Source organism: Chlorobiota bacterium (genome assembly GCA_016710285.1).
Classification (GTDB): Bacteria; Bacteroidota; Ignavibacteria; order OLB7; family OLB7; genus OLB7.
In genome coordinates, this window is sequence record JADJXR010000001.1 from 3,499,753 (window position 1) to 3,522,078 (window position 22,326).

The following is a 22,326-nucleotide window of genomic DNA, read 5'->3' on the forward strand; positions in this document are numbered from 1 at the left end:
ATTTTCAAGGGATAACAAGTATGTTATTAGTGGCGCATCACAGCAATCTGAGCACAATAACAATTATTATGGATTAATAGTCTATACTGTACAAGCAGGAAGATATATTGGAATATATAATTCTCGTCGAGGCAGGACTTCAACAGTATCATTTTCGCCAAATTCATCAAGGTTGACTCTTGGAGGAGATCTCCATGGTGATTTATATGAATGGGATATTACGGCAGATACGTTTGTTCGTGATTATAACGAATATGCTAATGGAGATATAGCCTTTTTAATGAATGACACTTCTCTAATTGCTATTAATGGTGTAGAAGGAACAACCATCTACAGCACAAACCCCACATTCAAGCAATCTATCCATACTGGTGTTCCTAGTGGTAGTTCCTCAGCCGTCAACCCCTATGATAGCAGCATTGCTTATGGTAGTAATTACCTGAAAAATTATGGGTATCTACTGTTTTATGACCTTGATAGCTTAAAAATAGAGCAGCCTTCTGGTGGCGTTTACGCAAATGATAAAATCTTCTGGGATCAGTTTATCTACGACCTCACGTTTTCTGGCGATGGAGCATACCTTGCGGTTGCTTCCGAAGGGAGGGTGGTGCTGTGCGATGGGCGCGCACGAACCATTATTGCCCCACTCCCCAGCGATTCCCTCCGCTTTACCTCCGTCAGCTTTGCTCCCGATAACTCCATGCTGGCTGCGGCCAACAACAGCGGTGGGTTCGTCAGCCTCTGGAACCCCGCCACCCAAGAACCCCTTCCCCCACTCCGTGCCTTCGATGATTCGGTTCGCATTGCCCGATTCTCCAGCGATGGCAAGCTCCTTGCTGCGGTCGGCAACGATAGCACCATCCGCATCTTCAACGTTGCCGATTGGCGTTTGCGGCGCATCCTTCGCGGCCACACCGGGCGCGTCAACGATATTGCCTTTGCCAACGGAGTCAACCGGCTTGTCTCGGTCAGCAGCGATCAAACGGTGCGGGTCTGGGATGCAGAAACGGGGGAGGCGATTGCGGTGAACCGTGAGATGTCGGAGTATTATTACAACGTGGCGATATCGCGGGATAATCGGTACATCGGGGTGGGGGGCGTAAGCGGGGTGTATCTGTTCAGCGCGTCAAGCTCACTGGGGGTGGAACGCAAGGATGAGCAGCCGGTGGTGCTTCCGATGGAGTTGCGCCCGAACCCTGCATCGGAGCGTTGCGCGTTGAAGTTAGGGATGGAGTGGCTTGGGGAACCGAACCCGAAGGTGAGGGTGATGGATATGATGGGAAGGAGCTACAAGGTGGGGATAGCGGTGGGGTCATCGTTGGAGGCGGGTGTGGTGGTGGAGTTGGAGACGGGGGAGCTATCGGCGGGATACTACGTCATTGAAGTGGCAGGCCGCCCAGGCCGAAGCGTGGGAAGGCTGATGGTGGTTCGTTAGGCGGTTGTTTGGGGAAGGGGGCGGGGCTTGCAAACAGAACCACACATTCCCCCCAGCACCTTGTTCCGTAGATTTGCGGGCAAACACCGAAGAGTTTATGCTGCTTGCCGCGCTTCAGTTTAGTCCAGTTTTGGGGGATACTCCTTCCAACATCGCCACCATGCAGGCGTTGGTTGCTGGCCATTCGTTCGATCTGATAGTGATCCCAGAGCTTGCCTCCACAGGATATTCCTACACCAACCGAGCGGAACTTCTTCCCCTTGCCGAGCTCCCTGCCCAGGGGGCGTTCACCCAATGGATGCTTCAGCTTGCCAGCCAGCAGAATGCCGTGGTGGTGGGCGGGTTTGCCGAGCGCGACCAGCAGGAGCGGTTGTTCAACTCGGCATTCATCGCGCTTCCGAACGGGGAGTGGAGCGTTTATCGGAAGACGCATCTGTTCTACAAGGAGAAGCTGATCTTCCAACCCGGCGATAGCGGCTTCTTGGTGACGGAGTGGGATGGAGTCCGGATTGGGACGATGATCTGCTACGATTGGCGTTTCCCCGAATCCGCACGGGCGCTTGCGCTGTGCGGAGCCGATGTCATCGCGCATCCCTCCAACCTGGTGGCCGCAAAAAAACTGTGGGGGCCAACAATGCGTACTCGCTCATTGGAGAACAAAGTGATCACGGTGACGGCAAACCGCGCCGGAACCGAGATGTTGGAGGGGGAACCGCTGACCTTCACCGGCGAAAGCCAGATTGTTGGGATGAACGGCGCGCTGCTTGCCGAGTGCAGCCCCAACGCAGCCACGGTCATCGTTGCCGAGGCGGACCCGCTGGCAACCCGAAAGAAGGAGATCAACAGCTTTAACGACCTGTTTGCCGACCGCCGGGCGGAGATGTATCCAGAGGTTGGGCCAACGAAGTGAGCAGAAGCGGGCGGAAACAAGCAAAGGTTCAAGCCCGGAAAAAACAGGTGGTCATCCGTGCTGCTTGTGGTGTGTGGTGGGAAGGGGCTATATTTCGCGCCGTCGGGAACTCCTCGTGCAAATTCTCAATGCCTTCAACACTTCTTGCGGACCGAACGGTGAAGACGCAAGGACTTTTCCAGCAATGACATTCCGGTGAACGTAACCAGCGACACAATCAACACCATTGCCGGCATCTTGGGCGCACGCGTCCAGGGGAACGGCTCCGAAACCATTCTGTACATCGGCGCGGGGCGCGCTACGCCGGCCATTGTGCTGACGCTTTCGGCCTTAAGCGACGGGACGGTATTGGTCTCGGCACAAACGGTTCATGGCTACTTTGAGCTTCACGCCGTTCAACGCTTCGTTCCGGTTGATCCCGACGAGGTGATCTTTGTTGCCGAATCTGGTGGGCGCATTTCGGGATTGGTTGTTGGCCATGAGGGGACCTGCTCCTTATTTGCCAATGTGGACCACGCCATTCTCTCGGCAGATTTAACGCAGCTGGACCCTGCGTTGCTCCTTTCCTCGATGCAGTTGGGGCTAACCGAGCAACTCAGTTTCGGCACAGAAGGGTAGGTGGCCCGGGGTATGGTTTCCATCATCAATGCCCATCCACGCACGCGGCTTCGGCGTGCGCCAATCGCCGAAGCGGTGCAGCAAGCCTTGCGTGGTGAGCGCATCCGCCGCGCAGAAGTCACGGTGGTGCTGGTTAGCGATCAGGAACTTTTGCAGATGAATCGGCAGTTCCTTCAGCACGATTACCTGACCGACGTTATCACCTTCCCGATTGAGGAGAACCCGTTGGAGGGGGAGATTTACATCAGCATTGACCGCGCACGCGAGCAAGCGATGGACTACGGCGTTGGGGTGCATGACGAAGTTTGCCGATTGGCCATTCATGGAACGCTCCACCTTGCTGGCCACGACGATGCAACCCCGCAGGAGCGCGCAGCAATGGGCGCGTTGGAAGATCGGTACTTGGCCGCGTTGGCAAGGCTTGGCAGCAGCCAAAAAAACAAGGCATTACCAAAGAAAAACATCACCCACACAAAAGGGCGTTGACTACGGCGTTCGCAGAACATATTTTCGCCGTTGCTTGATACCGAAATCCTTCATAACTGCTCATCAATGAACGAGAGAATTATAGACCTTATTCTCTACCTTGTCAGCCAAATCCGAAAAAACACGCCGATTGACTCAATTGACGTGAAAGTGCTTTCCGCCGATGGCTACACCGATGCCGAGATCGGTGCAGCGTTCAGTTGGATTGCTGACCAGGAGTCCTTCCGCCCGCTGGAGCAAATGATGCGTCGCCCGGGGTTCCGGGTGCTGCACGAGGCCGAGCGCGCAATCTTTCCGCCGGATACCTACGGCTACCTGCTGCAACTGCTGGAAATCGGCATTCTGAATGATATTGATCTGGAGAACCTGATCAATCGAATGCACATCAGTGGGTCGCTGCCGTTAAGCGTCCGCGACATCAAAGACCTGCTTCCAATGGTGCTTGCCGAGCGGGACGAAGAGCGATTCGCCGGCACGCGAATAATGCTGAACGCCCACGACACCATCCATTAGCCAGAAGAGAGAAGGGAGGGGGAGAGAGAAATGGAGGCGATGAATGGAAGGTACTTGGCGAGAAAAATTTCAGCGATGTCCCACGGGCAAGGGATCGCTGGCTGCGGGCTGTTTGCCTACCACGTCACAAACCACTACTTCCCCCATGACTATCGGTTCGTTCGATCCATCAACGTCGTTCTTTTTTATTGCTGGCCCCTGCGTTGTTGAAGGGCGCGAGATGATGATGCAGGTTGCCCAACGCCTTGCCGAGATTCGCGAGCAGCTTGGCGCGAACATCATCCTGAAGGCCAGTTATCGCAAGGCAAACCGGACCAGCGGAGGCTCGTTCACCGGATTGGGGGATGAGGAAGCGTTGGCGATGATCGCCGAAGCGGGCCGCGTCCACCAGTTGCCCACCCTTACCGACATCCATATCCCCGACGAAGCGGCAATGGCCGCAGAGTTTGTGGATGTTCTGCAGATCCCGGCCTTCCTTTGCCGCCAAACCGAACTGATTGAAGCCGCAGCAGCAACCGGAAAAGTGGTGAATATCAAAAAAGGGCAGTTCGCCGCGCCGGAGGATATGATCCATGCGGTTGAGAAGGGGAAGAATGCTGGGAACGGCAACATCATGCTGTGCGAACGCGGGACCTCGTTCGGCTATCACAACCTTGTGGTGGATATGCGTTCGCTGCTGATTATGCGGCAAGCCGGCGTTCCCATCGTCTATGATGCCACCCATTCCTTGCAGCTTCCAAGCGCGTCGGGAACCAGCGGCGGCCAACCCGAATACACCGTTCCATTGGCCCGGGCCGCGGTGGCCGTTGGGATCAACGGTGTTTTTTTTGAAACCCACCCGAACCCGCCGGCAGCCTTAAGCGATGCCACCACCCAGATGCCGCTCCATCAAGCCGAAGATTTCATCCGCGACTGCCTGCGCGTTAATGAATTTGTGCGGAGTTTGGGATAAGTAAATAGCAACACAAAAACGGCCTCCATCACGGATAGCATCACCTCTATTTCGCGCACCATTTCCAGCTATTTTTTTTTACCGATCACTACTTCCGAATTATGCTTTTCCACCGTGGCAAAGAAATTATTTCGATTGAGCAGGAAGCCTTGCAAAAGGTGGAGCAATCGTTGGGGGTGGAATTTGACCATGCGGTGAAAGTGCTGCTGCAATGCCGTGGAAAAGTGATCCTTACTGGCGTTGGTAAATCGGGAATTATTGCCCAAAAAATCACTGCCACGCTGAACAGCACCGGAACGCCAGCCTTTTACCTCCATCCCAACGATGCGTTGCATGGGGACCTGGGAATGATCCAGCGTGGCGACGCGGTGATTATCCTCTCAAAAAGTGGCGAGTCCCCAGAACTCCATCAACTCCTCTCGGTGCTGAATGGCCAGAAGCTGAGCATCATCGCCATGACCGGCAACCCGAACAGCACCCTGGCCCGCATGGCCAACGTGGTGCTGGATTGCGCGGTGGAGCGCGAAGCCTGCTCGTACGACATCGCCCCAACCGCTTCCACCACCGCCATGCTTGCCCTGGGCGACGCGCTTGCAGTGGTGCTGTACGAACAAAAAGGTTTCACCCGCGATGACTTTGCCCTTACCCACCCGGGCGGATTAATCGGCAAACGGCTGCTGCTGAAATTGGAGGATTTGATGAAGCGCGGCGACGCAATCCCGATGGTGAGCAAGCAAGCAAAGGTGGATGCAATCTTGCTGGAGATCAGCCGGAAAAGAATGGGAGCCACGTTGGTTGTGGAGCGGAGAAAACTTGTGGGAATTATCACCGATGGTGATCTTCGCCGGGCGTTGGAACAGAAGGTGGACCTCTACTCCCTCCGCGCCGCCGATTTGATGACAACCCAGCCCGTAACCGCCCCTCCCCAAATGCTTGGGACCGCAGGGCTGATGCTGCTAGAGTCTGGCAATCAGCGCCGAACCCAGCTGCCGATTGTCAACCAGCGCGGGATTGTTCTGGGAATCGTCCACCTGCACGATTTAATCGAGGCCGGCCTGAAATAAAAAGGCCGCCACTGCGCGACCTCAGTCGGGATGGCATTGATTGATGCCAAACTCCATTCCAACGCTATTCTTCTGCTACCCGCCATGATCGTGAAGTTGATCGTTCCCTTGCTGCTGTTGCTGACGTTTCTTTCCGCTTGTGGCTCCGGCACTGGCGACCGTCCGCCGAACAAGGCGAATATCCCCGCGAACGCTCCGGACCGCGAAAGCTGGAACACGACGATCCTTCTTAGCGACTCCACTTGGACCCGTGCCCGCATCCAAATTGGGCGCGCGCGGCAATATCAAGGGCGGCTGGAGACGCTGCTGGATAGCGGGGTGATCGCCCGTTTCTATGCCCAAGATGGCGGGCTGAACGCCACGCTTGTTTCCGACAGTGCCCGCATTGACGACCGCACAAAAAACATGGCCGCCTACGGGCGGGTCCACGCCGTCAGCATCAAGCGGCGAATTGTTGTCACCACCGACACGCTCCATTTCGATAACGCCGGACGCCGGTTTTACTCCAACGCTCCGGTCCGCGTGGTGGATAGCGTCCGCCATTGGGTGATTGAAGGTGTCGGTTTCCAAAGTGATGAAGCGATGACCAATTACAGCATCACAAAAATCACCGGAAAAGTGAATCAGGGGGAGGAATAGAAAGAGGGGGGCATTGTAGCAAAAAACTCCCTCTGTATTCTCTGCAATCTCACTCCCGCACTCACTCCGGCAGCCACTGATATCCAATCCCCAAACGGAGGCCAACGTATGATTGCTTCCAATCGGCATCCTTCAGAACGGAGTTGAGTTGGCGGCTGAAGAATGCTTCAAAGAAAAAGGTCCCAAACTCCGCCGACACGTTCCACCCCAACGCCACTTCCGCTGCGGTCCGCACACGGTCAAGTTGGTTCAGGGTTCTGTTGTCAATTAACGTCAGCGTATCCATCCCGTTGCCGTAGCGCAGGTCCTCCTTCACGTTGGCAAGCTGCACGTACTGCGTGGCCTTGCTGCTGACGGTATATGCCCCCGAAACGCCAACGTTCAAGTAGTAGTAGGAACCAATCGTCACCGCCTCCGAAACCAAAAACACACCGTAGAACGGAATGCTGACCCCAATTTTTCCGGCCAGCGCGTACTGGTTCAGGAACAGGGTGTTCACTTCTTTCAGGGAGCCTTTATTGCCAGCTAATGTTAGATAGCTGCGGGTGGTGTCGTTGGAGAACAGAAGGCCGTCGGCAATCTGCAACGTGGCATCGGCGCGCAGGATTGCGGGCATTGGCAAGTTCAGCGTGAAGCTCAATCCATACTCCGAAAAATTGGTGACGGGATAGACGGCATCCTCAATCTCCTTGTTCAAATTCGGCTGCTGGATTTCCCGCTCGCCCGATCGGTACGGGTTGGAGTGGGTGAACGGCGCGGTTGTTGGCACAAACCCGCTTGAGCGGATGCCGTGGGCGCGGTCGAACACGTCGGCATAGGGGAAGAGCGTGGTGAACGATAGCGACCGCGCCGCGAACGCCTGCGGAAACCAGCCGTGGGAATAATGCTTGATAAAATCATCCACAAGGTCCCCCATATCCGGCCCCTCGGGGTCCAGCCCGATGGATTTCCAGAGTGAGTCCTGCTCAACTTGGTACAGCGAATCTTGCCGCGCTTGCTGGGCCGAGTCAAGCGGTGGCGGCGGCTGCATCACCGTATCTGGAAGAACCTGCCGGACGGTGTCTTGCGGCGGAATCGGCGGCGGCACCCGGCGTTGTGCCGAGGTGTCGGCTTGCTGCTGGGTTGGTGCGGGCCTTGGGTTGCGCCGCCCGCGCCGTTGCGCGTCGGCCTCGGTTGCGGTGAACAGGAAAAGCAGAACCGCAGCCGCCCAAAACAATCGCGCCGCCGGGCTGGCGAACAATCGCTGGCGTGCCGTTGTGGTGCCAAGTATTGCCGGAGAAATCATTGCCGGAAAGAAGGAAGTAGGTCGTGAAGTCTTCATCGTAGGACGTGCATCGGTTTGTAGGCTTCTCCGCTGTTCGTCACCAGCCGCGCCCAATACACGCCAACCGAGACATCGTAGCCTGGGGTGAAAGTGATAAGATGGATCCCCGCCTTCACGAACCCCTGGTCAAGGGTGATATACTCCTCGCCAGTGTCGGTGTACAAAATCAGTTTCACCGGGGAATCTTTGTCAATCCGGTAGGCCCATGTTGTTGGGGTGAAACGAAGCACCGGGTTCGGGTAGTTCTGCTCCAGCATGGCAAACCGGACGTACGGGCGTGGGGTGCCGATTGAGGTTGTGGTCAGCGTCCCCGTTGCCGCGCCAAGCTCGCCACCATTCAGCCGCAGGGTGCTGAAGGTGACAACGCAGACCGAGTCGTTCCCCGCCAACGCCTCCCCGGCCAGCCGGAAAATGGTGTCCCCGGCGATGCGTGGCGTTGCCGTGCCGGTGCGGATCGTCAGCGCGAAGGTGAAGGTGCTGTCGGTGAGCTTCGTCAGCCGGGTGGCAAGCGTTGTGTCGCCGGCGGGGACCGCAAACCGCTCGGGGAAAAACACCGTGGGATTGCTGAGTTGGAACGCCCCTTCAATCGTCAGCGTTGCCCCTGTGTCAACGCCGCTTTGCAGCCGCAGCGGAAGCTGGACCTCCTGGCCAACAAACCCGTGAGCATCCCCCGCCACAATCTGGGCCGTGGTTGGGGTGGCGGCAAAAAGAAGAAGCAGCACGCAAATGGAGATCGGGATGATGCTTCCCGCGCTCGGCGTTTCCCACCGCTGTTTGCGGTGGCGGGAAGTCTGCTTTGGAATGGTTGCTGTAAAAATTCTCACGATGCCTCACCTCCCAATAATGACAAATTCCGTGCGGCGATTGCTGCGGCGGTGTTCGTCGGTGTCGTTCTCCACCAACGGTTTGGATTCGCCGAAGCCTTTTGCCACCAAGCGGTTCCGCCCAATCCCCATCTCCACCAATTCTTCCAGCACCGATTCGGCCCGTTTTTCCGAGAGGCGTTGGTTGTAGTCATCGCCGCCGCGGTCGTCGGTGTGGCCGCGAATTTCCATCACCAGCTTCGGGTTGCTCCGCATTGCCTCGGCCACCTGCCGCAGCAGCGGAAGCGACTCTGGCCGGATGGTTGCCTTGTCGTAGTCGAACTCGATGTTCACAAAAGCGATGGTTCCAACAGGGTCGAACGGGGTGAAGAGGGAACGGTCGTAGGTCCCGTAATCGCTGACGGTCAGGGATTGCAGTTCCGGGAAGCTGAGCCACGCCCGCGCCGTGTGCCGCGCATCGCACTGCGGCGGGCGGTAGGTGATCCGGTAGTAGTTGTTCATGCTCCGGTAGATGTCGGCAAACACGTACGGGAATTCCTTGGTGCTGAACAGCCGGTAGAACCGCCCGCCGGTGTAGCCAGCAAGGTTCCGCATCGGCTCTTCCTCGGCCATGCCGTAGGCCACGGTGTAGATTGCCGTGTTGGTTTCCCGCGCAACGCGGTGGACCGATTCCAACGTGCTGTCGGAACTGTTGTCGCCGCCGTCGCTGAACAAGATCGCCACCCGTTTGTATCCCGCCGGAGCTTTCTTCAGCTCGTCAATGCCGCGCAAGGTGCCGTCGTACATCGCCGTTCCCCCTTCGTATCCCCGCAGCCCGTCAATCTGGAACAGGCGTTTGTACAGGCTGCTGTCGGCGGTGAGCGGGACCTCCACTTTCATGGTAGAGGTGAATTTCACCACCGCCACCATATCCCCTTTCTTGATGACTTTCAGCAGCAGTGCGATAGCCTCCTGCAGTTTGCGTGCGCGGCTTTCCCCCATTGAAGGGGAGTGGTCCAGCACCAGCGCGATGGCGTACGGCTCGCGGCGGTCCTGGCGCACCTCGGTGACGTTGAAGCTGTCAATCGTGGTGGTGGTTCCGTTGCAGGAGTCCACCAGTTTCTTCCAGTAGTTGCGGTAGTTTCCTTGCCCGGCGAAGTAGGGGGGGGCAAGCCCCATCACAAACCGCCCGTTGGTGTCGAAGACGAAAGCGCGAAGCTCAATCTCGTTCGGGTAGCGGTGGTCATCCACCGTGCGGATGTCCATCTGCAGCGGCAGCATCGTTGCGGAGTCGGCTTCGGAGCCAAGAACCGTCCCGGTGGAGATTCCCCCGGTCCCCACGGTGATCTTCCCCTTCCATGCCTCGATCACCTGACCAAACGGCATGGTGGAGGTCATGTAGATTGGCTTGTAGTCAGCCGGCGGCAGCGTCTCCTCCACCATGCTTTCAATGTGGTGGGGGCATCCGCCAAACAGAAGCGTTAGGGGGATCAGGGCAAGCAGCAGTGTACGTTGTGCAAGTTCTCTCATGCCAAAAAAATATCTGGTGCGGTTGCTGGTGTTCTTTCCGTGAAGATAGCGGTTGGAAGTGGCTTCCGCCGCAAGTGGCGGCGGCGGCCTGACGAAAGTTGCGGCTGAGAGTTGCAACGACAAGGGCGGTTTAACAATCCAGAAAAGGGCGATGGCCTTTCGCCAGCACCCCGTTGCTCCCTATCTTCGCGCCGCAACGGCTCTCTTTCTTTTGCTGCACCCTTCAATCTTTTCCCATCATGGTAGCATGAATCCTTCACGCTTGCGTCCCCTTCTTCGGCATTGCCGCGCTGGCTGGCCGGTCCCCTTTCTGCTCACGCTTCTGATGCTCCCTTCGGTGGCTGGCGCGCAGGAACTCTCCTTCCAACAACTCTCCGCCGGGAAAACTCTCAGCGGGTTCGTGGCGCGCGCCGTCTATCTGGACGACGTGGACCGCCCGATGGGGGGGCGATTTGTTCACCAACGCACCGGTTTTACGCTGGACCTGCTGGCGATTCAATCGGCCCCGCAAGCCTTTATCTGGGTCAACAGCGTCCCAACAAGCGACATGGGCGAGCCGCACACGCAGGAGCATCTTCTGCTTGGAAAAGGGAACAACGGCCGCCGCCACGCCAACTTGGAAGGGGTTTCGGCAGCAAGCGCGTCGGCATTTACCGAGCAGCTTCGGACCTGCTACCATTTCCACACAGCGGCAGGGGTTGGGGTGTTCCATCAGCTTTTTGAAAGCCAGATGGACGCGCTGCTTCACCCCAACTACAGCGATGAAGAAATCCGCCGCGAGGTCCGCAACTTCGGCGTTGCCGTCAACCCCGCCGACGGGAAGCTCAGGTTGGAGGAGAAGGGGACCGTGTACAACGAGATGGTCAGCTCGTTCGAGCGTGGCTGGAGCCGGATGGGGCGTGCGGTTGACATTGCCATGTATGGCCCAAGCCACCCGCTGGCGTTTGTCAGCGGCGGGCTTCCGGCGGCGATTCGGGAGATGAAGCCGGAGGATATCCGCCGGTTTCATGCCGCCAACTACCAGTTGTGGAACATGGGGATGATTGCCTCGATTCCCACACCGTTCCAGCTTGAAGCAACCCTTGCACAGTTCGATTCTGCGCTGAATCGCCTGCAAGGTTCGGCCCCGACCAAGCCTGCCGCGCCGCTTTATCCGGTGCTTCCGCCGCCGCAATCTTCCAACGAAGGTTCGGTGCATATCGCCAACTATCCATCAAACAATCCCGACGAACCCGGTCCAGTGATTTTCAGCTGGGGACCAACACGGAACCTTGATCTCCGCTCCCGATTTCTTCTGGAGCTTTTCCTGGAGAACATCGCCGGCGATGCCACCACCAACCTCTACAAACTGATTGTTGACCCGCAAACCCGGAAGGTTGACATCGGCGCGAAAGGGGTGTTCGGTTGGGTCAGCAGCGATTTGGGAAACCCGGTGACGATTGGGCTAAGCGCGGTTGCGCCACGCCAGATGAACCCGAAAATCTTGGCCCAGGTCCGCACGCTGATCGTGAAGGAGATGGAGCGGATCTGCACCCTTCCCGATTCCAGCCCCGAGCTGCTTGCCTTCAACGACCGTGTGAAAAACCGGATTGCCGGAATCCGCCGCTCGCTTCGCCAGTTTGTGAACCAGCCCCCGGGGTTCGGCTATCGCGGAAGCGGCTCCGGCTGGTTCTATCACCTTCTGGACCTTGCGTGCGAAGATGGTTTCCAGAAATCGCTGACCCGAAAGGAGGAGCTTGCGTTCGTCGAAAAAATGCTGAGCGAAGGGACGAACCTTTGGCGGAAGATGATGGGCCTGTGGCGGCTAACAAAAGCGAATCCGTACATCGGCGCAGCCAAGCCAAGCCCAGAGTTAGTGGCCCAAGAAGAAGCCGAACGCCGCAGCCGGATTGATGCCGAAGTTGCCAGCCTGATGGCCCGCTACGGCGTTGCCGACAAACAGGAAGCAATACGCCGCTACGGTGCGGAGTACGACGCAACAACCGCCCAGCTTGATTCCGTTGCAAGCCTTGCCCCTTCCGCCAAATTGGTCTCCGCCCCGCCGATGACGCTGGATGACCAGATCAATTTCTCCACCGAGAAAATCACCGTGAGTGCCGCCGACACCATCCCGCTGGTGGCCTCAACGTTCGAGAATTTAACCGGGGCAACCATGGGGCTTGCGCTGAACCTGCGCGGCGTTGGCCAGCAGGACCTTCTGTACCTCTCCATGCTTCCAACCCTGCTGACCAGCGTTGGAGTGATTGATGGAGGGAAGCCAATCACCCACCAGGAGATGAGCGAACGGCTACGGGCCGAGATCAGCGGGCTGCAGGCGTATATCAGCAGCAACTACCGAACGGGCCGTTGCGAGCTTGTGGTGCGCGGGTCGGGGGGCGACGTGCAGGAATCGCGCCAGGCCGCCAACTGGATGCGGCTTGCGCTTGGCTCCCCCGATTGGCGTGCGGAAAATCTTCCCCGCATCCGCGAAGTGGTGGACCAAACATTGTCCAACTTGCGTGCCACCATGCAGGGGGCCGAAGAAGGGTGGGTCTATGATCCCGCCATTGCTTGGATGAAGCAGAAGGACCACCTCTACATGGCCACCAACACCTTCCTGACCCAAGCCCACAACGTGCTGCGGCTGCGGTGGATGCTGATGGACCCGGGACCCGACGGGAGAACGGTGGCGGAGTATCTCACCTTCTTGGGGGTGGCTGGCGGAATGGGGCGGGGGAGCGTCTATCAGCTTCTGGCGGCGTTGGAAGGGGACACCGCCGCGCTGAACAGCATCAGCAAACGGAGCGATGACGTTGCCGATTTCCTGAAGGAGCGCGATGCCTTGAGCGAAGGGGGAAGGAAGATTGTTGCCGAAGCCGTGAAGGACCTGAAGCAGATGCTGAACGAAGTCCCCGACGCAACGCTTGCGGTGGATTGGCGATACCTGTGCGAGCGGATGCGCGATGACCTTCTGGTTCCGCCGGGCGAGGCACTGAAGCAGCTGAACAACGTTCGGGCCTCCATTGCCAGCCGCGCCAACGCGCGGATGTTCCTTACCAGCTCCACCGAAACGCGCAACGGATTGCGCCCGCAACTGCGCCAGCTTGCCGAAGCGCTATCCGCTGGCGGCGGGGGAAGCCAGGCAGGGAAGCCAGCGGGGCAAGCGGCATCGGGGATGATTGCTGACCGCGTTGCCAGCCGCACGGAAGGGGCGCGCCCGGTGTTTGTTGGCTTGGTGAATCCGAACACGCAAGGGGGGGTATTTATCAACTTTGCGCCGGGGTCCACCTACGCCCAAACCGACCATGAGTCGTTGGTGAAATTCCTTGCCAGCAAAACGTACAGCGGGCATGGTTCCCACAGCATCTTTATGAAAACGTGGGGGGCGGGATTGGCCTACAGCAACGGGCTGCGGATTTCCGCCAACGATGGGCTTGTGGGATACTACGCCGAACGCTGCCCCGAGCTTCCGCAAACCTTGCAGTTTGTGATTGATGAGCTGCGCCGCGGCCCCCGCAATCCCGCCTACGTTGATTACGCAATCGCGCAAGCCTTCATGGAGTTCCGTTCGGCCAGCAGCTACGAGTCGCGCGGGGAAGCAATCGCCAACGACCTTGCCGACGGGCTTCCTCCCAGCACCGTCCGTGCGTTCCGCCAGGCCATTCTGGACCTCCGTTCCAATCCCAACTTGGCCAGCGAGGTTTTCGATCAACTGCCGAAGGTCTATGGCCAGGTGGCTTCCAGGCTACAACGTCCGCGGGGCCGATGTCCCGGGGGGAATCTATTTCGCGATTGGTCCGGAGAAGCAGCTGAAACTGTACGAGGACTACCTGAAAAACGTGGAAGGAAAAGCCACCACCCTGGCCCGCCTGTACCCCCGCGATTTTTGGATGGTGACGGGGTGGTAATCCGTTCCTGCGTGCTGAAGGATGTGGAGATGTATCCAACCATAGATTCGGCATAGATTCTTTCCCCAAGAATTGCGATTATGGTGGTGAGGAGAGTATCACGCATGGCATTGATGAAGCCGTTCAAGTCCATTGTAGCAAGGGTGCGTAGCGAGACGAAGGTGCGCGGTTCCCGATTTATCGGGACCGCCATTCCCGTTGCTGGCCGCGACGACATTGACCGCGAGCTTGCGGCAATCCGCAAGGAGTTTTGGGACGCGACCCACAACTGCTACGCTTGGCGGCTGGCTCCCGACGGCCTTCAATACCGTTTTTCCGACGATGGCGAGCCGGCCGGTTCCGCCGGAAAACCGATCCTGTTCGTGATGCAGCAGCGCGAGTTGGTGAACACCCTTGTGGTTGTCACACGCTACTTCGGCGGGGTGAAGTTGGGGGTTGGCGGGCTTGTTCGCGCCTACGGCGATGCCACTGCCGAAGCCCTGAACGCCACCGAAATCATCACCACCTACCCAAGCGATCGCTTCCGCGTGTTCACCCCTTACGAGGACATGAAGGCAATACGCCCGCTGGTGGAACGCTACGCCCTGAAGTTCGAGGAAGAGTTTCTGGATGTGGTCAATTACACCATCAGCGTCCGTAGCGACCAGGCCGAGGAGTTCCAAGCCTTGGTCACCGAGTCGTCGCAAGGAAGGGCCGGAACGGTGAAGATTGAGTGAGGCGAATCGCCCCAACTTCTCTCTCTCTCTCCCGGTATCCATCACCGATTTCCCTCGCCTGCGATGTTGCACCTTCGGATAACCAGCAACCCTTCCGTAACTCTCACAACCTGAGCAATCAATCCATGCGCCTGTTGGGTCTTCTGCTTCTGCTTCTGCTGCCGGTTGCGGACGCACGGGGGCAAGGGGGCGATAGCCTTGTAATTGTGGGCGCAACGTCCTATCCGGCGGAGCAACTACGCGGCAAGCTCACCACCACCACCAATCCCGATTCGGCAGCAACGGAGCTGCGCCAATTCTATTTCCAGGAAGGATTTCTTGATGCCGATGTCCGGCGCGAGGGAACAACGCTGGTGGTCCAGGAAGGGGGGGCGTACCGGTTTGGAACGGTGACGGAGCTGGCCTTTCCCGACAGCGTGGTCCGTGCGCTTGCGGCAATCCCCCCGCTTGATTCGTTGGTGCTTCGGGGGCAGCGTTACCGCAGCGTTCTGCTGGAAGAATTTCTGCGCAGGCGGCTTGCAGAGTTTGCCGAGCAGGGGTATCCGCTTGCCGTTGCGGAACTCCATCCCACCGTGCAGTCCGGAACCGCCACCATTAACCTTCAGCTTCAGGTTCGCACCGGCGATCAAGTAAGGATCAGCAAGATTGATGTTGTTGGATGTTCCGCCGATGCGGCTGCGCTGGTGCGGGCGGCGGCGCGGGTCCAGCCGGACCAGCCGTTCACCCCTGCTGCGGCGCAATCGGTCCGCGAGCGGCTTACGCGGCTGCGCCTGTTTAGCGAAGTGGCCGAACCGCAACTGTTCCGCTACGACAGCGGTGGCGCGGGGAATCGCTACGGGCTGCTGGTGCGGGTTGCCCCGGGGAACGCCAACAGCTTTGATGGGATCATCGGTTACCAGCCAGGGAGCGTGCCAGGGGAGAGCGGCGCGTTCACGGGGTATCTGAGCGTCACGTTGCGGGACCTGTTTGGGGCGGGGAGGCGGCTGACGGCGCGGGCGCAGTTCCCGGGGAAAGGGGCGCAAGAATTGGCGGTTGGATACTCCGAACTCTACATCTTCCGGCTGCCACTCAACTTCCAATTTGAGTATCGCCAAACCCAGGAGGCGGCCACCGCAAGCCTTACCAGCTACGTCCAGCGGTTTTTCACTGCGGACCTTTCCTACGAGTTCGCCGATGCGTGGCGGTTTCGGGTTGGCGGGGATTACGAGGCCACCATTCCAACCCCCGACTCCACCGGGGATTGCTTCCGGCAACTGCTGAACAGCACGCTGCTTGGCTCCACCGTCGGGATTGAGTTCGACAACCGCTCGAACCCGTACAGCCCACGCTCAGGGGTTCGCTACAGCAGCAGCTACCAGTTCGCCGGCAGAAGCATCGCCAGCTCCGTTGCCTGTGCCGACTCCACGCTTGGGACCGACGCATCCCGCCAAAAAATAGAGATAGACCTTGAGGCCTACTGGCCAATAACCAGAACGATTGTGGCGGCGGCGGGGCTGCATGGCGGGCAAGTAACCGGCGGCATGGTGGACGAAAGCGACCTTTACTTCATGGGGGGGCAATCAACCGTGCGGGGATATTACGAACGCCAGTTCCGGGCGGCACAGCGCGCTTGGGGTGGGGTGGAGCTGCGGCTGTTGCTGTCGGAGTTTTCCTACGTTGGCGCGTTTGTGGATGGCGGCTGGTATCAACGCCCCGCAACCCGCACCGGTGGCGTTGCCGCAAGCGATTGGCTGGCGGGCTACGGCGTGGCGGGCCAGATTGAAACCCCGCTTGGGCTTGCCCGCATCGGCTTCGCCCTTAGCCGCGACGACACCCCGGAAACGGGGAAGGTGTTTGTGGGATTGGTGAACCAATTCTAATCACCCCGATTTGACCTCAGCCGGGGTAGCCGAAGGTCTTTAGCCTTCGGTGTCATCTCCGATTTGATCTCAGCCGGGGTAGCCGAAGGTCTTTAGCCTTCGGCGTCGCTCTCTCCCGATCTGACACTGGGCAGGCTAAAGACCTGTTATCAATCCCGACGGATGTCGGGGCCGCTACCGCTTTGGTTCCATCCCCGATTTGATCTCAGCCGGGGTAGCCGAAGGTCTTTAGCCTTCGGCGTCGCTCTCTCCCGATCTGACACTGGGCAGGCTAAAGACCTGTTATCAATCCCGACGGATGTCGGGGCCGCTACCCCAACGGAGGTCGGGAATCCCTCACACCTCTTCTTCCCCGTCGAACAGTATCTGCCCGCGGTCATCAACGGTCACGGAGATGGTGTCGCCGTTGGCAAATTTTCCTTCAAGAACCATTGCGGAGATTGGGTTGATCAGCTTGGATTGGATCACCCGTTTCAGCGGGCGCGCGCCAAAGGTGATGTCGTATCCCAATTTTGCCAGCCAATCTTTTGCGTCGTTGGTGATGGCGAACCCGATGCCGTTCCCCCGCAGCAACCGCGAAACGCTATCTATCTGGATGTCAACAATCTGCCGAATCTCTGCCTCGGTTAGTGGCTTGAAAACGATGATGTCGTCAATGCGGTTCAGGAACTCGGGGCGCATCTGCTGGCGCAGCAGCTCCATCAGTTTCACCCGAAGCTCCCCCATCACCGATTCCCGATTGGACTCCGTGATGGTGGCCAGCCGCTCCTGAATCAAGTTGGACCCCAGGTTGGAGGTCATAATGATGATCGTGTTTCGGAAGTTCACCTCGTGCCCTTTGCTGTCGGTCAGGCGGCCGTCGTCCAGCACTTGCAGAAGGATGTTGAAGACTTCCGGGTGCGCCTTCTCGATCTCATCCAGCAGCACCACCGAGTACGGGTGGCGGCGAACGGCTTCGGTAAGTTGGCCCCCTTCCTCGTAGCCAACGTAGCCAGGGGGCGCGCCAATCAAGCGGCTTACGGAGAATTTCTCCATGTACTCGGACATGTCAATCCGGACCACTGCCCGCTCGTCGTCGAACAGGAATTCGGCCAAGGCGCGCGCAAGTTCGGTTTTGCCAACGCCGGTGGTTCCCATAAAAATGAACGACCCGATGGGGCGGTGCTGGTCCTGCAACCCCGCACGCGAGCGGCGGATGGCGTTGGAAACAGCGGTGACAGCATCGTCTTGGCCAATCACCCGCTGGTGCAGGCGGTCCTCCATTCGTAGCAGTTTTGTCCGCTCGCTTTCCAGCATCCGTTGCACGGGGATGCCGGTCCATTTTGCCACGATCTCGGCAATGTCATCCCCCTCCACTTCCTCTTTCAGCATCCGTGTGGTTTGTTGGGCAGCTTCTAACTTCTTGTTGGTTTCGGCCACCTGTTTTTCCAGCTCGGCAATTTTTCCGTAGCGGATCTCGGCCACTTTCCCCAGGTCGCCTTGCCGTTCGTAGTTGGCGGCCTCGGTCTTCAGCTCTTCGATCTGGCTTTTCATGCTGCGGATGGTGCTGATAAGGTCCTTCTCCAGCTGCCATTGCGCTTTTAGGTGGTCCCGTTGTTCGTTCAGTTGCGCAAGCTCTTGTTCGATTTCTGCAAGCCGTACTCGTGTGGCTGCCAGTGCATCGTTTTCTGAAAGTGCCATATCTGGAAATTTAAAGTTTGGTGATGTATGATGGATGCTGGCCGTTAGTGCAAGGTGGATTGGTTAGCAATCATCCCGTTGCCGTGTCGCCGTGGCAAGAAACGAACAAGTTGCGGAATTGATTGCGTGCCGGGGTGTTGCCGCTACGCATCGTAACCGGCGGCATGGTGTGGCAGCCGTTGTTCCGCGCCGTTGCACTTCCGGTCCCTTGTTCTGCGTCTTCTTCGCACAGATTCACAAGAAGGGGGTGGCGCATGTGCGTCTGGTTCGGTAGTTTCGCTGCCAAATCAGATGAATACCGACCTCCTCCGCAGTCTTCTGACCCTTTCAGCTTCCCGATCGTTAGACCCGCTTTTCCAATGGACATAGCTCTCATCGTCATTATCTCCTATCTGTTAGGCTCTATCCCTTCGGCAGTGATTGTCAGCAAGCTGTTTTACGGCTTCGACATCCGCGAGAAGGGGAGCGGCAATATGGGGAGCACCAACACATTTCGGGTGTTGGGCTGGAAGGCCGGGACGCTTGTCCAGCTGATGGACATCTGCAAAGGAGTTTTGGCGGTGCTGCTGGCGGTGTATTTGTTCGAGGGGCGGTTGCCGTTCCCGAACGCCACCGGGTTCCAGGACATCACCATCGTGAAAACAATCGCTGGGGTCTCGGCGGTGCTTGGGCATATCTGGACGGCGTTTGCCGGATTTAAGGGGGGGAAAGGGGTGAACACTGCCTTGGGAATGCTGGTGGCCATTGCCCCGATTGAGCTTGCCGTTGCCGCCGGATTGTTCGCGATTGTTGTGGCGGCATCGGGCTACATTTCGCTTGGCTCCATTGTTGGCGCGATTTCCTTGCCAACCACCATGGCATTCCGCTACAACGTCCTTGGGGTGGATATCCAGGGATACCACACGCTGATCTTTTTCTGCATTGGCCTTGCCGCGCTGCTGGTGTTTGCGCACCGCTCCAACATCAAACGGTTGGTGGAGGGGCGCGAAAATCGTTTTACCAAGCTCTGGCTGTTCGGGAAACATCGTTAATCCACAATGAACGTTGGCTGCATCGGAGCCGGAAGCTGGGGGACCACCCTTGCAATCCATCTTGCTGAACTTGGGCACAACGTGCAGTTGTGGGCGTGGGATGCCGAGCAACGCCGCCGGCTTGCGGCCGAACGCCAGAACAGCACTTACCTTCCCGGGATTCCATTTCCCCCAACCCTTCACGTTGTTGAAACCCTTGCCCAGGCGGTTTCCGCTTCGGTGGTGCTGATTGCTACCCCAACCCAATTTATCCGCGCCACACTCTCCGCGATTGATCCTTCCGCGCTTGCCGGACGGGTGGTTGTTAGTGCCTCCAAAGGGATTGAGCAAGGTTCGCTGCTTCGCATCAGCGAACTGCTTGCCGAAACCCATGGAGTTCCCGCCGAACAGTTCGTTGCCCTTTCCGGTCCCAGCCATGCCGAGGAGGTCTCCAGAAAAATCCCCACGCTGATCGTTTCAGGAAGCCGGAGCAAGGAGACGGCCGAGGCGATTCGTGACCTGTTCACCACCGATTCGTTGCGGGTGTACAGCAGCACCGATGTGGTGGGGGTTGAGCTTGGCGGGGCATTGAAAAACCCGATTGCCCTTTGCGCCGGAATTATTGACGGGCTGGGGTTTGGCGACAACACCAAAGCCGCGCTTATCACCCGCGCATTGGCCGAGATGACCCGCATTGGGGTGATGCTTGGTGCCGATCCGCAAACGTTCAGCGGGCTTTCCGGGCTGGGGGACCTTGTGGTCACCTGCTTCAGCCGCCACAGCCGCAACCGATACGTTGGGGAGCAGATTGGGAAGGGGAGAAACTTGCAGGAGATTATCGCCGAGATGCAGATGGTGGCCGAGGGGGTGACAACCACGGCATCGGCCTACGAATTAGCCCAACGGCACGGGGTGGAGCTGCCGATTATCAACGAGGTCTATCACATCCTGTTCGAAGGGAAGGACCCTCGCGTGGCCACCCGCCGATTGATGACGCGGGAGACAAAAGGGGAGGCCTAACCGTGCGCCTTCCCCCCCCTGTGTGTGAGTAACGCGCTACTTATTCTTCCTCTCCCTCTTCGGCCCCGGCCAAATCCGCCAGTGCTTCTTCGCGGGTGTCGTAGATGTACAGGACTTGGTCCAGGTGGGCAAGTTCGATCAAGGATTTCACGGTGGGTGTTAGCCCAACGATGATGGAATATCCCCCCGACGCTTTCATCTCACGGTGTGCCAGAAGCATCGCCCCAAGCCCCGCGCTGTCGCAGTAGATAATCTGGCTCATATCAATGAACAGCACCTCGATGCCGGCACGGCACAGCACCACTAACTCCCCTTTGAAGTCAGATGAAGTTGTTGAATCAAGCCGATCCTCCTGGATGGTGAGGGTGGCCGTGTTGTCAATGTGGTCAACGGAATAACGCATAACGGATGAGTAGTTGTTGATGTGGCCGCAAAGATACGCGAAGAAGTCGGCTTGCCGGTGGATACCAAGTGGATTGCATTCCCCCTGTTCGGAATTTTACTCATACCGGACTGCATCGGCAGGAAGGAGCTTGGCAGCGCGGCGGGCGGGGTAGATGGCGGCAATGCCGGAAAGGGCCAACGCCGTGGCGCTGATAATGGCAATGTCGCTTACCCGCATCTGGACCGGAAGCGCCGAGATGATGTACACGCTGTTGTTCAGCGGAATCAGCCCGTACTCCTGTTGCAGCAAGCAGATAATCACCCCTTTTATCACCCCGGCAATGGTCCCAACCAGGCCAATCAGCAGCCCCTGGCGAAGGAAGATGGAGCGCACCGCTGCATCGGTTGCCCCCATTGATTTCAGGATGCCGATGTCGCGCCCTTTCTCCTTCACCAGCATCGTGAGCGACCCCAGCACATTGAACACCGCCACGATGATAATCAGCGAAAGGATCACGAACGCGGCCCACCGCTCAAGCTCCATCACCGCCAGAAGGTCGCGGTGCAAGTCCTGCCACGTGTCCACCCGGTACCCGGTTCCCAGTGTTGTTTGCAGTTGCTTCCCAACCGCCTCGGCTTGTTCAATATCGTTCACCCGAACCTCAATGCCCATCACTCCGCTGGGGAGCGCGAACAGTTGGCGCGCGGTGGCAAGGTCGGTGTAGGCGCGGTAGGTGTCGTACTCCTTGTTGCTTGATTCAAACACCCCCGTCACCACCGAGCGGATGATGGTGGGGGAGGCGTACTGCGTCAGCGATTCCTCCAGCCCGCTTTGGCTAAGGAGCGACAGGGTGTCCCCCTTGCGGATGCGGAGATCGAAGCTGAGCGCGCGGCCCAACACAATCGGGTGGGGAAGCTGGGGCGTGCCATCGGGAAGGGAACCGGAGACCATGGCTTTGGCCAGCCCGATTGCCGATCCGGCATCGGCTGCGTTCATTCCCCGAATCTCAATCACCTTCAGTTCGTTCCCGATCATCAGTGCCGAGCGGCCGTTGATGAACGGGCCGGCGGCCTTCACTTCAGGGATTGCTTGAACGATGCGGATCAGCGAATCGGCGTTCTGAATCGGGCCCTCAACCGCGGTGATGCGGATGTGGGGGTCGAATCCCACCAGCAGCGATTTCACAATCCCGTTGAACCCGTTGAACACCCCAAGCACGCAGATCAGCGCCCACACGCCAATGTTGATGCCGCACACCGAGATTGCGGAGATGATGGTGATAAGGCTAACCCGCTTCCGCTTGTAGATCAGCCAGCCAAAAAAGAAGATTGCTGCGAAGACATCGAACACGACGATTGCCAAAATTGCAGCGATGATGCCAAACTGGAGCTTCCCGCGAAGGTACCGCCCAGCCACGAACTGTTCCCATGTCATGCGCCAAAGCTACGAGATTCCCTTCACGGGCGCGCCATTTTTGGGCGCGTGATTGTACTTT

20 protein-coding genes are annotated in these 22,326 nt (G+C 58.3%); 13 read left to right on the forward strand and 7 right to left on the reverse strand.

Annotation, left to right across the window (positions count from 1 at the left end):
- Nucleotides 1–280: 280 nt before the first annotated feature.
- The 8 genes from IPM61_12945 (at nucleotide 281) to lptC (ending at nucleotide 6,617) form a co-directional block, all read left to right on the forward strand.
- The gene (locus tag IPM61_12945; protein ID MBK8912223.1) at nucleotides 281–1,435 is read left to right on the forward strand and encodes a hypothetical protein; all 1,155 of its coding nucleotides are present in this window, start codon (nucleotides 281–283) and stop codon (nucleotides 1,433–1,435) included.
- A 73-nt stretch (nucleotides 1,436–1,508) separates the two neighbouring features.
- Nucleotides 1,509–2,345, forward strand: coding sequence for a hypothetical protein (locus IPM61_12950; GenBank protein ID MBK8912224.1), 837 nt, complete (start codon nucleotides 1,509–1,511; stop codon nucleotides 2,343–2,345).
- Between the two features lie 195 nt (nucleotides 2,346–2,540).
- Nucleotides 2,541–2,963: a hypothetical protein gene (locus IPM61_12955; protein ID MBK8912225.1), complete on the forward strand. Its 423-nt coding sequence runs from the start codon at nucleotides 2,541–2,543 to the stop codon at nucleotides 2,961–2,963.
- A gap of 12 nt (nucleotides 2,964–2,975) precedes the next feature.
- Nucleotides 2,976–3,449, forward strand: coding sequence for an rRNA maturation RNase YbeY (ybeY, locus tag IPM61_12960; protein MBK8912226.1), 474 nt, complete (start codon nucleotides 2,976–2,978; stop codon nucleotides 3,447–3,449).
- Between the two features lie 66 nt (nucleotides 3,450–3,515).
- A complete protein-coding gene (locus IPM61_12965; GenBank protein MBK8912227.1) occupies nucleotides 3,516–3,962 on the forward strand; it encodes a DUF494 family protein in 447 nt (148 codons plus the stop codon).
- A gap of 145 nt (nucleotides 3,963–4,107) precedes the next feature.
- Nucleotides 4,108–4,914, forward strand: coding sequence for a 3-deoxy-8-phosphooctulonate synthase (gene kdsA, locus IPM61_12970; GenBank protein MBK8912228.1), 807 nt, complete (start codon nucleotides 4,108–4,110; stop codon nucleotides 4,912–4,914).
- Nucleotides 4,915–5,015: 101 nt separating this feature from the next.
- Nucleotides 5,016–5,978 (forward strand): KpsF/GutQ family sugar-phosphate isomerase, encoded by a 963-nt coding sequence (locus IPM61_12975; protein MBK8912229.1) that lies wholly within the window; start codon nucleotides 5,016–5,018, stop codon nucleotides 5,976–5,978.
- Between the two features lie 30 nt (nucleotides 5,979–6,008).
- Nucleotides 6,009–6,617 carry an LPS export ABC transporter periplasmic protein LptC gene (gene lptC / locus IPM61_12980; GenBank protein MBK8912230.1) on the forward strand — a complete coding sequence of 203 codons (609 nt, stop codon included), beginning with the start codon at nucleotides 6,009–6,011 and terminating at the stop codon, nucleotides 6,615–6,617.
- 61 nt (nucleotides 6,618–6,678) lie between these two features.
- On the opposite strand, the gene IPM61_12985 is transcribed toward lptC, so the two are convergent.
- Genes IPM61_12985 through IPM61_12995 form a run of 3 tightly spaced genes read right to left on the reverse strand, consistent with a single transcriptional unit; the run spans nucleotide 6,679 to nucleotide 10,274 of the window.
- A complete protein-coding gene (locus IPM61_12985) occupies nucleotides 6,679–7,938 on the reverse strand; it encodes a hypothetical protein (GenBank protein ID MBK8912231.1) in 1,260 nt (419 codons plus the stop codon).
- Complete coding sequence (locus IPM61_12990; GenBank protein ID MBK8912232.1) at nucleotides 7,935–8,765, reverse strand: hypothetical protein; 831 nt, start codon at nucleotides 8,763–8,765, stop codon at nucleotides 7,935–7,937. Before IPM61_12990 ends, IPM61_12985 begins: the two co-directional genes overlap by 4 nt.
- Nucleotides 8,766–8,771: 6 nt before the next feature.
- Nucleotides 8,772–10,274 (reverse strand): VWA domain-containing protein, encoded by a 1,503-nt coding sequence (locus IPM61_12995; GenBank protein MBK8912233.1) that lies wholly within the window; start codon nucleotides 10,272–10,274, stop codon nucleotides 8,772–8,774.
- 247 nt (nucleotides 10,275–10,521) lie between these two features.
- Between IPM61_12995 and IPM61_13000 the strand changes: the two genes are divergently transcribed.
- From IPM61_13000 to IPM61_13010, 3 genes are all read left to right on the forward strand, one after another.
- Complete coding sequence (locus tag IPM61_13000; GenBank protein ID MBK8912234.1) at nucleotides 10,522–14,217, forward strand: hypothetical protein; 3,696 nt, start codon at nucleotides 10,522–10,524, stop codon at nucleotides 14,215–14,217.
- A gap of 48 nt (nucleotides 14,218–14,265) precedes the next feature.
- On the forward strand, nucleotides 14,266–14,877 hold the full coding sequence (locus IPM61_13005; GenBank protein ID MBK8912235.1) for a YigZ family protein: 612 nt from the start codon (nucleotides 14,266–14,268) through the stop codon (nucleotides 14,875–14,877).
- Nucleotides 14,878–15,002: 125 nt separating this feature from the next.
- On the forward strand, nucleotides 15,003–16,736 hold the full coding sequence (locus tag IPM61_13010; protein MBK8912236.1) for a BamA/TamA family outer membrane protein: 1,734 nt from the start codon (nucleotides 15,003–15,005) through the stop codon (nucleotides 16,734–16,736).
- A gap of 336 nt (nucleotides 16,737–17,072) precedes the next feature.
- Here the strand turns inward: IPM61_13010 and IPM61_13015 are convergent, their stop codons facing one another.
- Together IPM61_13015 and IPM61_13020 are read right to left on the reverse strand one after the other, a co-directional pair.
- Nucleotides 17,073–18,416, reverse strand: a complete 1,344-nt coding sequence (locus IPM61_13015; protein MBK8912237.1) for an AAA family ATPase — start codon at nucleotides 18,414–18,416, stop codon at nucleotides 17,073–17,075.
- Between the two features lie 70 nt (nucleotides 18,417–18,486).
- On the reverse strand, nucleotides 18,487–18,672 hold the full coding sequence (locus tag IPM61_13020) for a hypothetical protein (protein ID MBK8912238.1): 186 nt from the start codon (nucleotides 18,670–18,672) through the stop codon (nucleotides 18,487–18,489).
- A 103-nt stretch (nucleotides 18,673–18,775) separates the two neighbouring features.
- Between IPM61_13020 and plsY the strand changes: the two genes are divergently transcribed.
- Together plsY and IPM61_13030 are read left to right on the forward strand one after the other, a co-directional pair.
- Entirely contained in the window at nucleotides 18,776–19,447 is a 672-nt protein-coding gene (gene plsY / locus IPM61_13025) for a glycerol-3-phosphate 1-O-acyltransferase PlsY (GenBank protein ID MBK8912239.1), read from the forward strand.
- A 6-nt stretch (nucleotides 19,448–19,453) separates the two neighbouring features.
- Nucleotides 19,454–20,446 (forward strand): NAD(P)-dependent glycerol-3-phosphate dehydrogenase, encoded by a 993-nt coding sequence (locus IPM61_13030; protein ID MBK8912240.1) that lies wholly within the window; start codon nucleotides 19,454–19,456, stop codon nucleotides 20,444–20,446.
- A 40-nt stretch (nucleotides 20,447–20,486) separates the two neighbouring features.
- Here IPM61_13030 and IPM61_13035 read toward each other — a convergent pair whose 3' ends face one another.
- The gene (locus tag IPM61_13035; GenBank protein MBK8912241.1) at nucleotides 20,487–20,849 is read right to left on the reverse strand and encodes an STAS domain-containing protein; all 363 of its coding nucleotides are present in this window, start codon (nucleotides 20,847–20,849) and stop codon (nucleotides 20,487–20,489) included.
- 96 nt (nucleotides 20,850–20,945) lie between these two features.
- Nucleotides 20,946–22,265, reverse strand: coding sequence for an ABC transporter permease (locus IPM61_13040; GenBank protein MBK8912242.1), 1,320 nt, complete (start codon nucleotides 22,263–22,265; stop codon nucleotides 20,946–20,948).
- Nucleotides 22,266–22,326 lie beyond the last annotated feature (61 nt).

Bases quoted from the DNA above. Each gene is read 5' to 3' on its own strand.
- IPM61_13030 (MBK8912240.1), top strand. From the start codon at position 19,454: ATGAACGTTGGCTGCATCGGAGCCGGAAGCTGGGGGACCACCCTTGCA.
- kdsA (MBK8912228.1), top strand. From the start codon at position 4,108: ATGACTATCGGTTCGTTCGATCCATCAACGTCGTTCTTTTTTATTGCT.
- IPM61_12995 (MBK8912233.1), bottom strand. From the start codon at position 10,274: ATGAGAGAACTTGCACAACGTACACTGCTGCTTGCCCTGATCCCCCTA.
- IPM61_13020 (MBK8912238.1), bottom strand. From the start codon at position 18,672: ATGCGCCACCCCCTTCTTGTGAATCTGTGCGAAGAAGACGCAGAACAA.
- lptC (MBK8912230.1), top strand. From the start codon at position 6,009: ATGGCATTGATTGATGCCAAACTCCATTCCAACGCTATTCTTCTGCTA.
- ybeY (MBK8912226.1), top strand. From the start codon at position 2,976: ATGGTTTCCATCATCAATGCCCATCCACGCACGCGGCTTCGGCGTGCG.
- IPM61_13010 (MBK8912236.1), top strand. From the start codon at position 15,003: ATGCGCCTGTTGGGTCTTCTGCTTCTGCTTCTGCTGCCGGTTGCGGAC.
- IPM61_12945 (MBK8912223.1), top strand. From the start codon at position 281: ATGAATGACACTTCTCTAATTGCTATTAATGGTGTAGAAGGAACAACC.
- IPM61_13000 (MBK8912234.1), top strand. From the start codon at position 10,522: ATGAATCCTTCACGCTTGCGTCCCCTTCTTCGGCATTGCCGCGCTGGC.
- IPM61_12975 (MBK8912229.1), top strand. From the start codon at position 5,016: ATGCTTTTCCACCGTGGCAAAGAAATTATTTCGATTGAGCAGGAAGCC.
- IPM61_13035 (MBK8912241.1), bottom strand. From the start codon at position 20,849: ATGCGTTATTCCGTTGACCACATTGACAACACGGCCACCCTCACCATC.
- IPM61_13005 (MBK8912235.1), top strand. From the start codon at position 14,266: ATGGCATTGATGAAGCCGTTCAAGTCCATTGTAGCAAGGGTGCGTAGC.
- IPM61_13015 (MBK8912237.1), bottom strand. From the start codon at position 18,416: ATGGCACTTTCAGAAAACGATGCACTGGCAGCCACACGAGTACGGCTT.
- IPM61_12985 (MBK8912231.1), bottom strand. From the start codon at position 7,938: ATGAAGACTTCACGACCTACTTCCTTCTTTCCGGCAATGATTTCTCCG.
- IPM61_13040 (MBK8912242.1), bottom strand. From the start codon at position 22,265: ATGACATGGGAACAGTTCGTGGCTGGGCGGTACCTTCGCGGGAAGCTC.
- plsY (MBK8912239.1), top strand. From the start codon at position 18,776: ATGGACATAGCTCTCATCGTCATTATCTCCTATCTGTTAGGCTCTATC.
- IPM61_12965 (MBK8912227.1), top strand. From the start codon at position 3,516: ATGAACGAGAGAATTATAGACCTTATTCTCTACCTTGTCAGCCAAATC.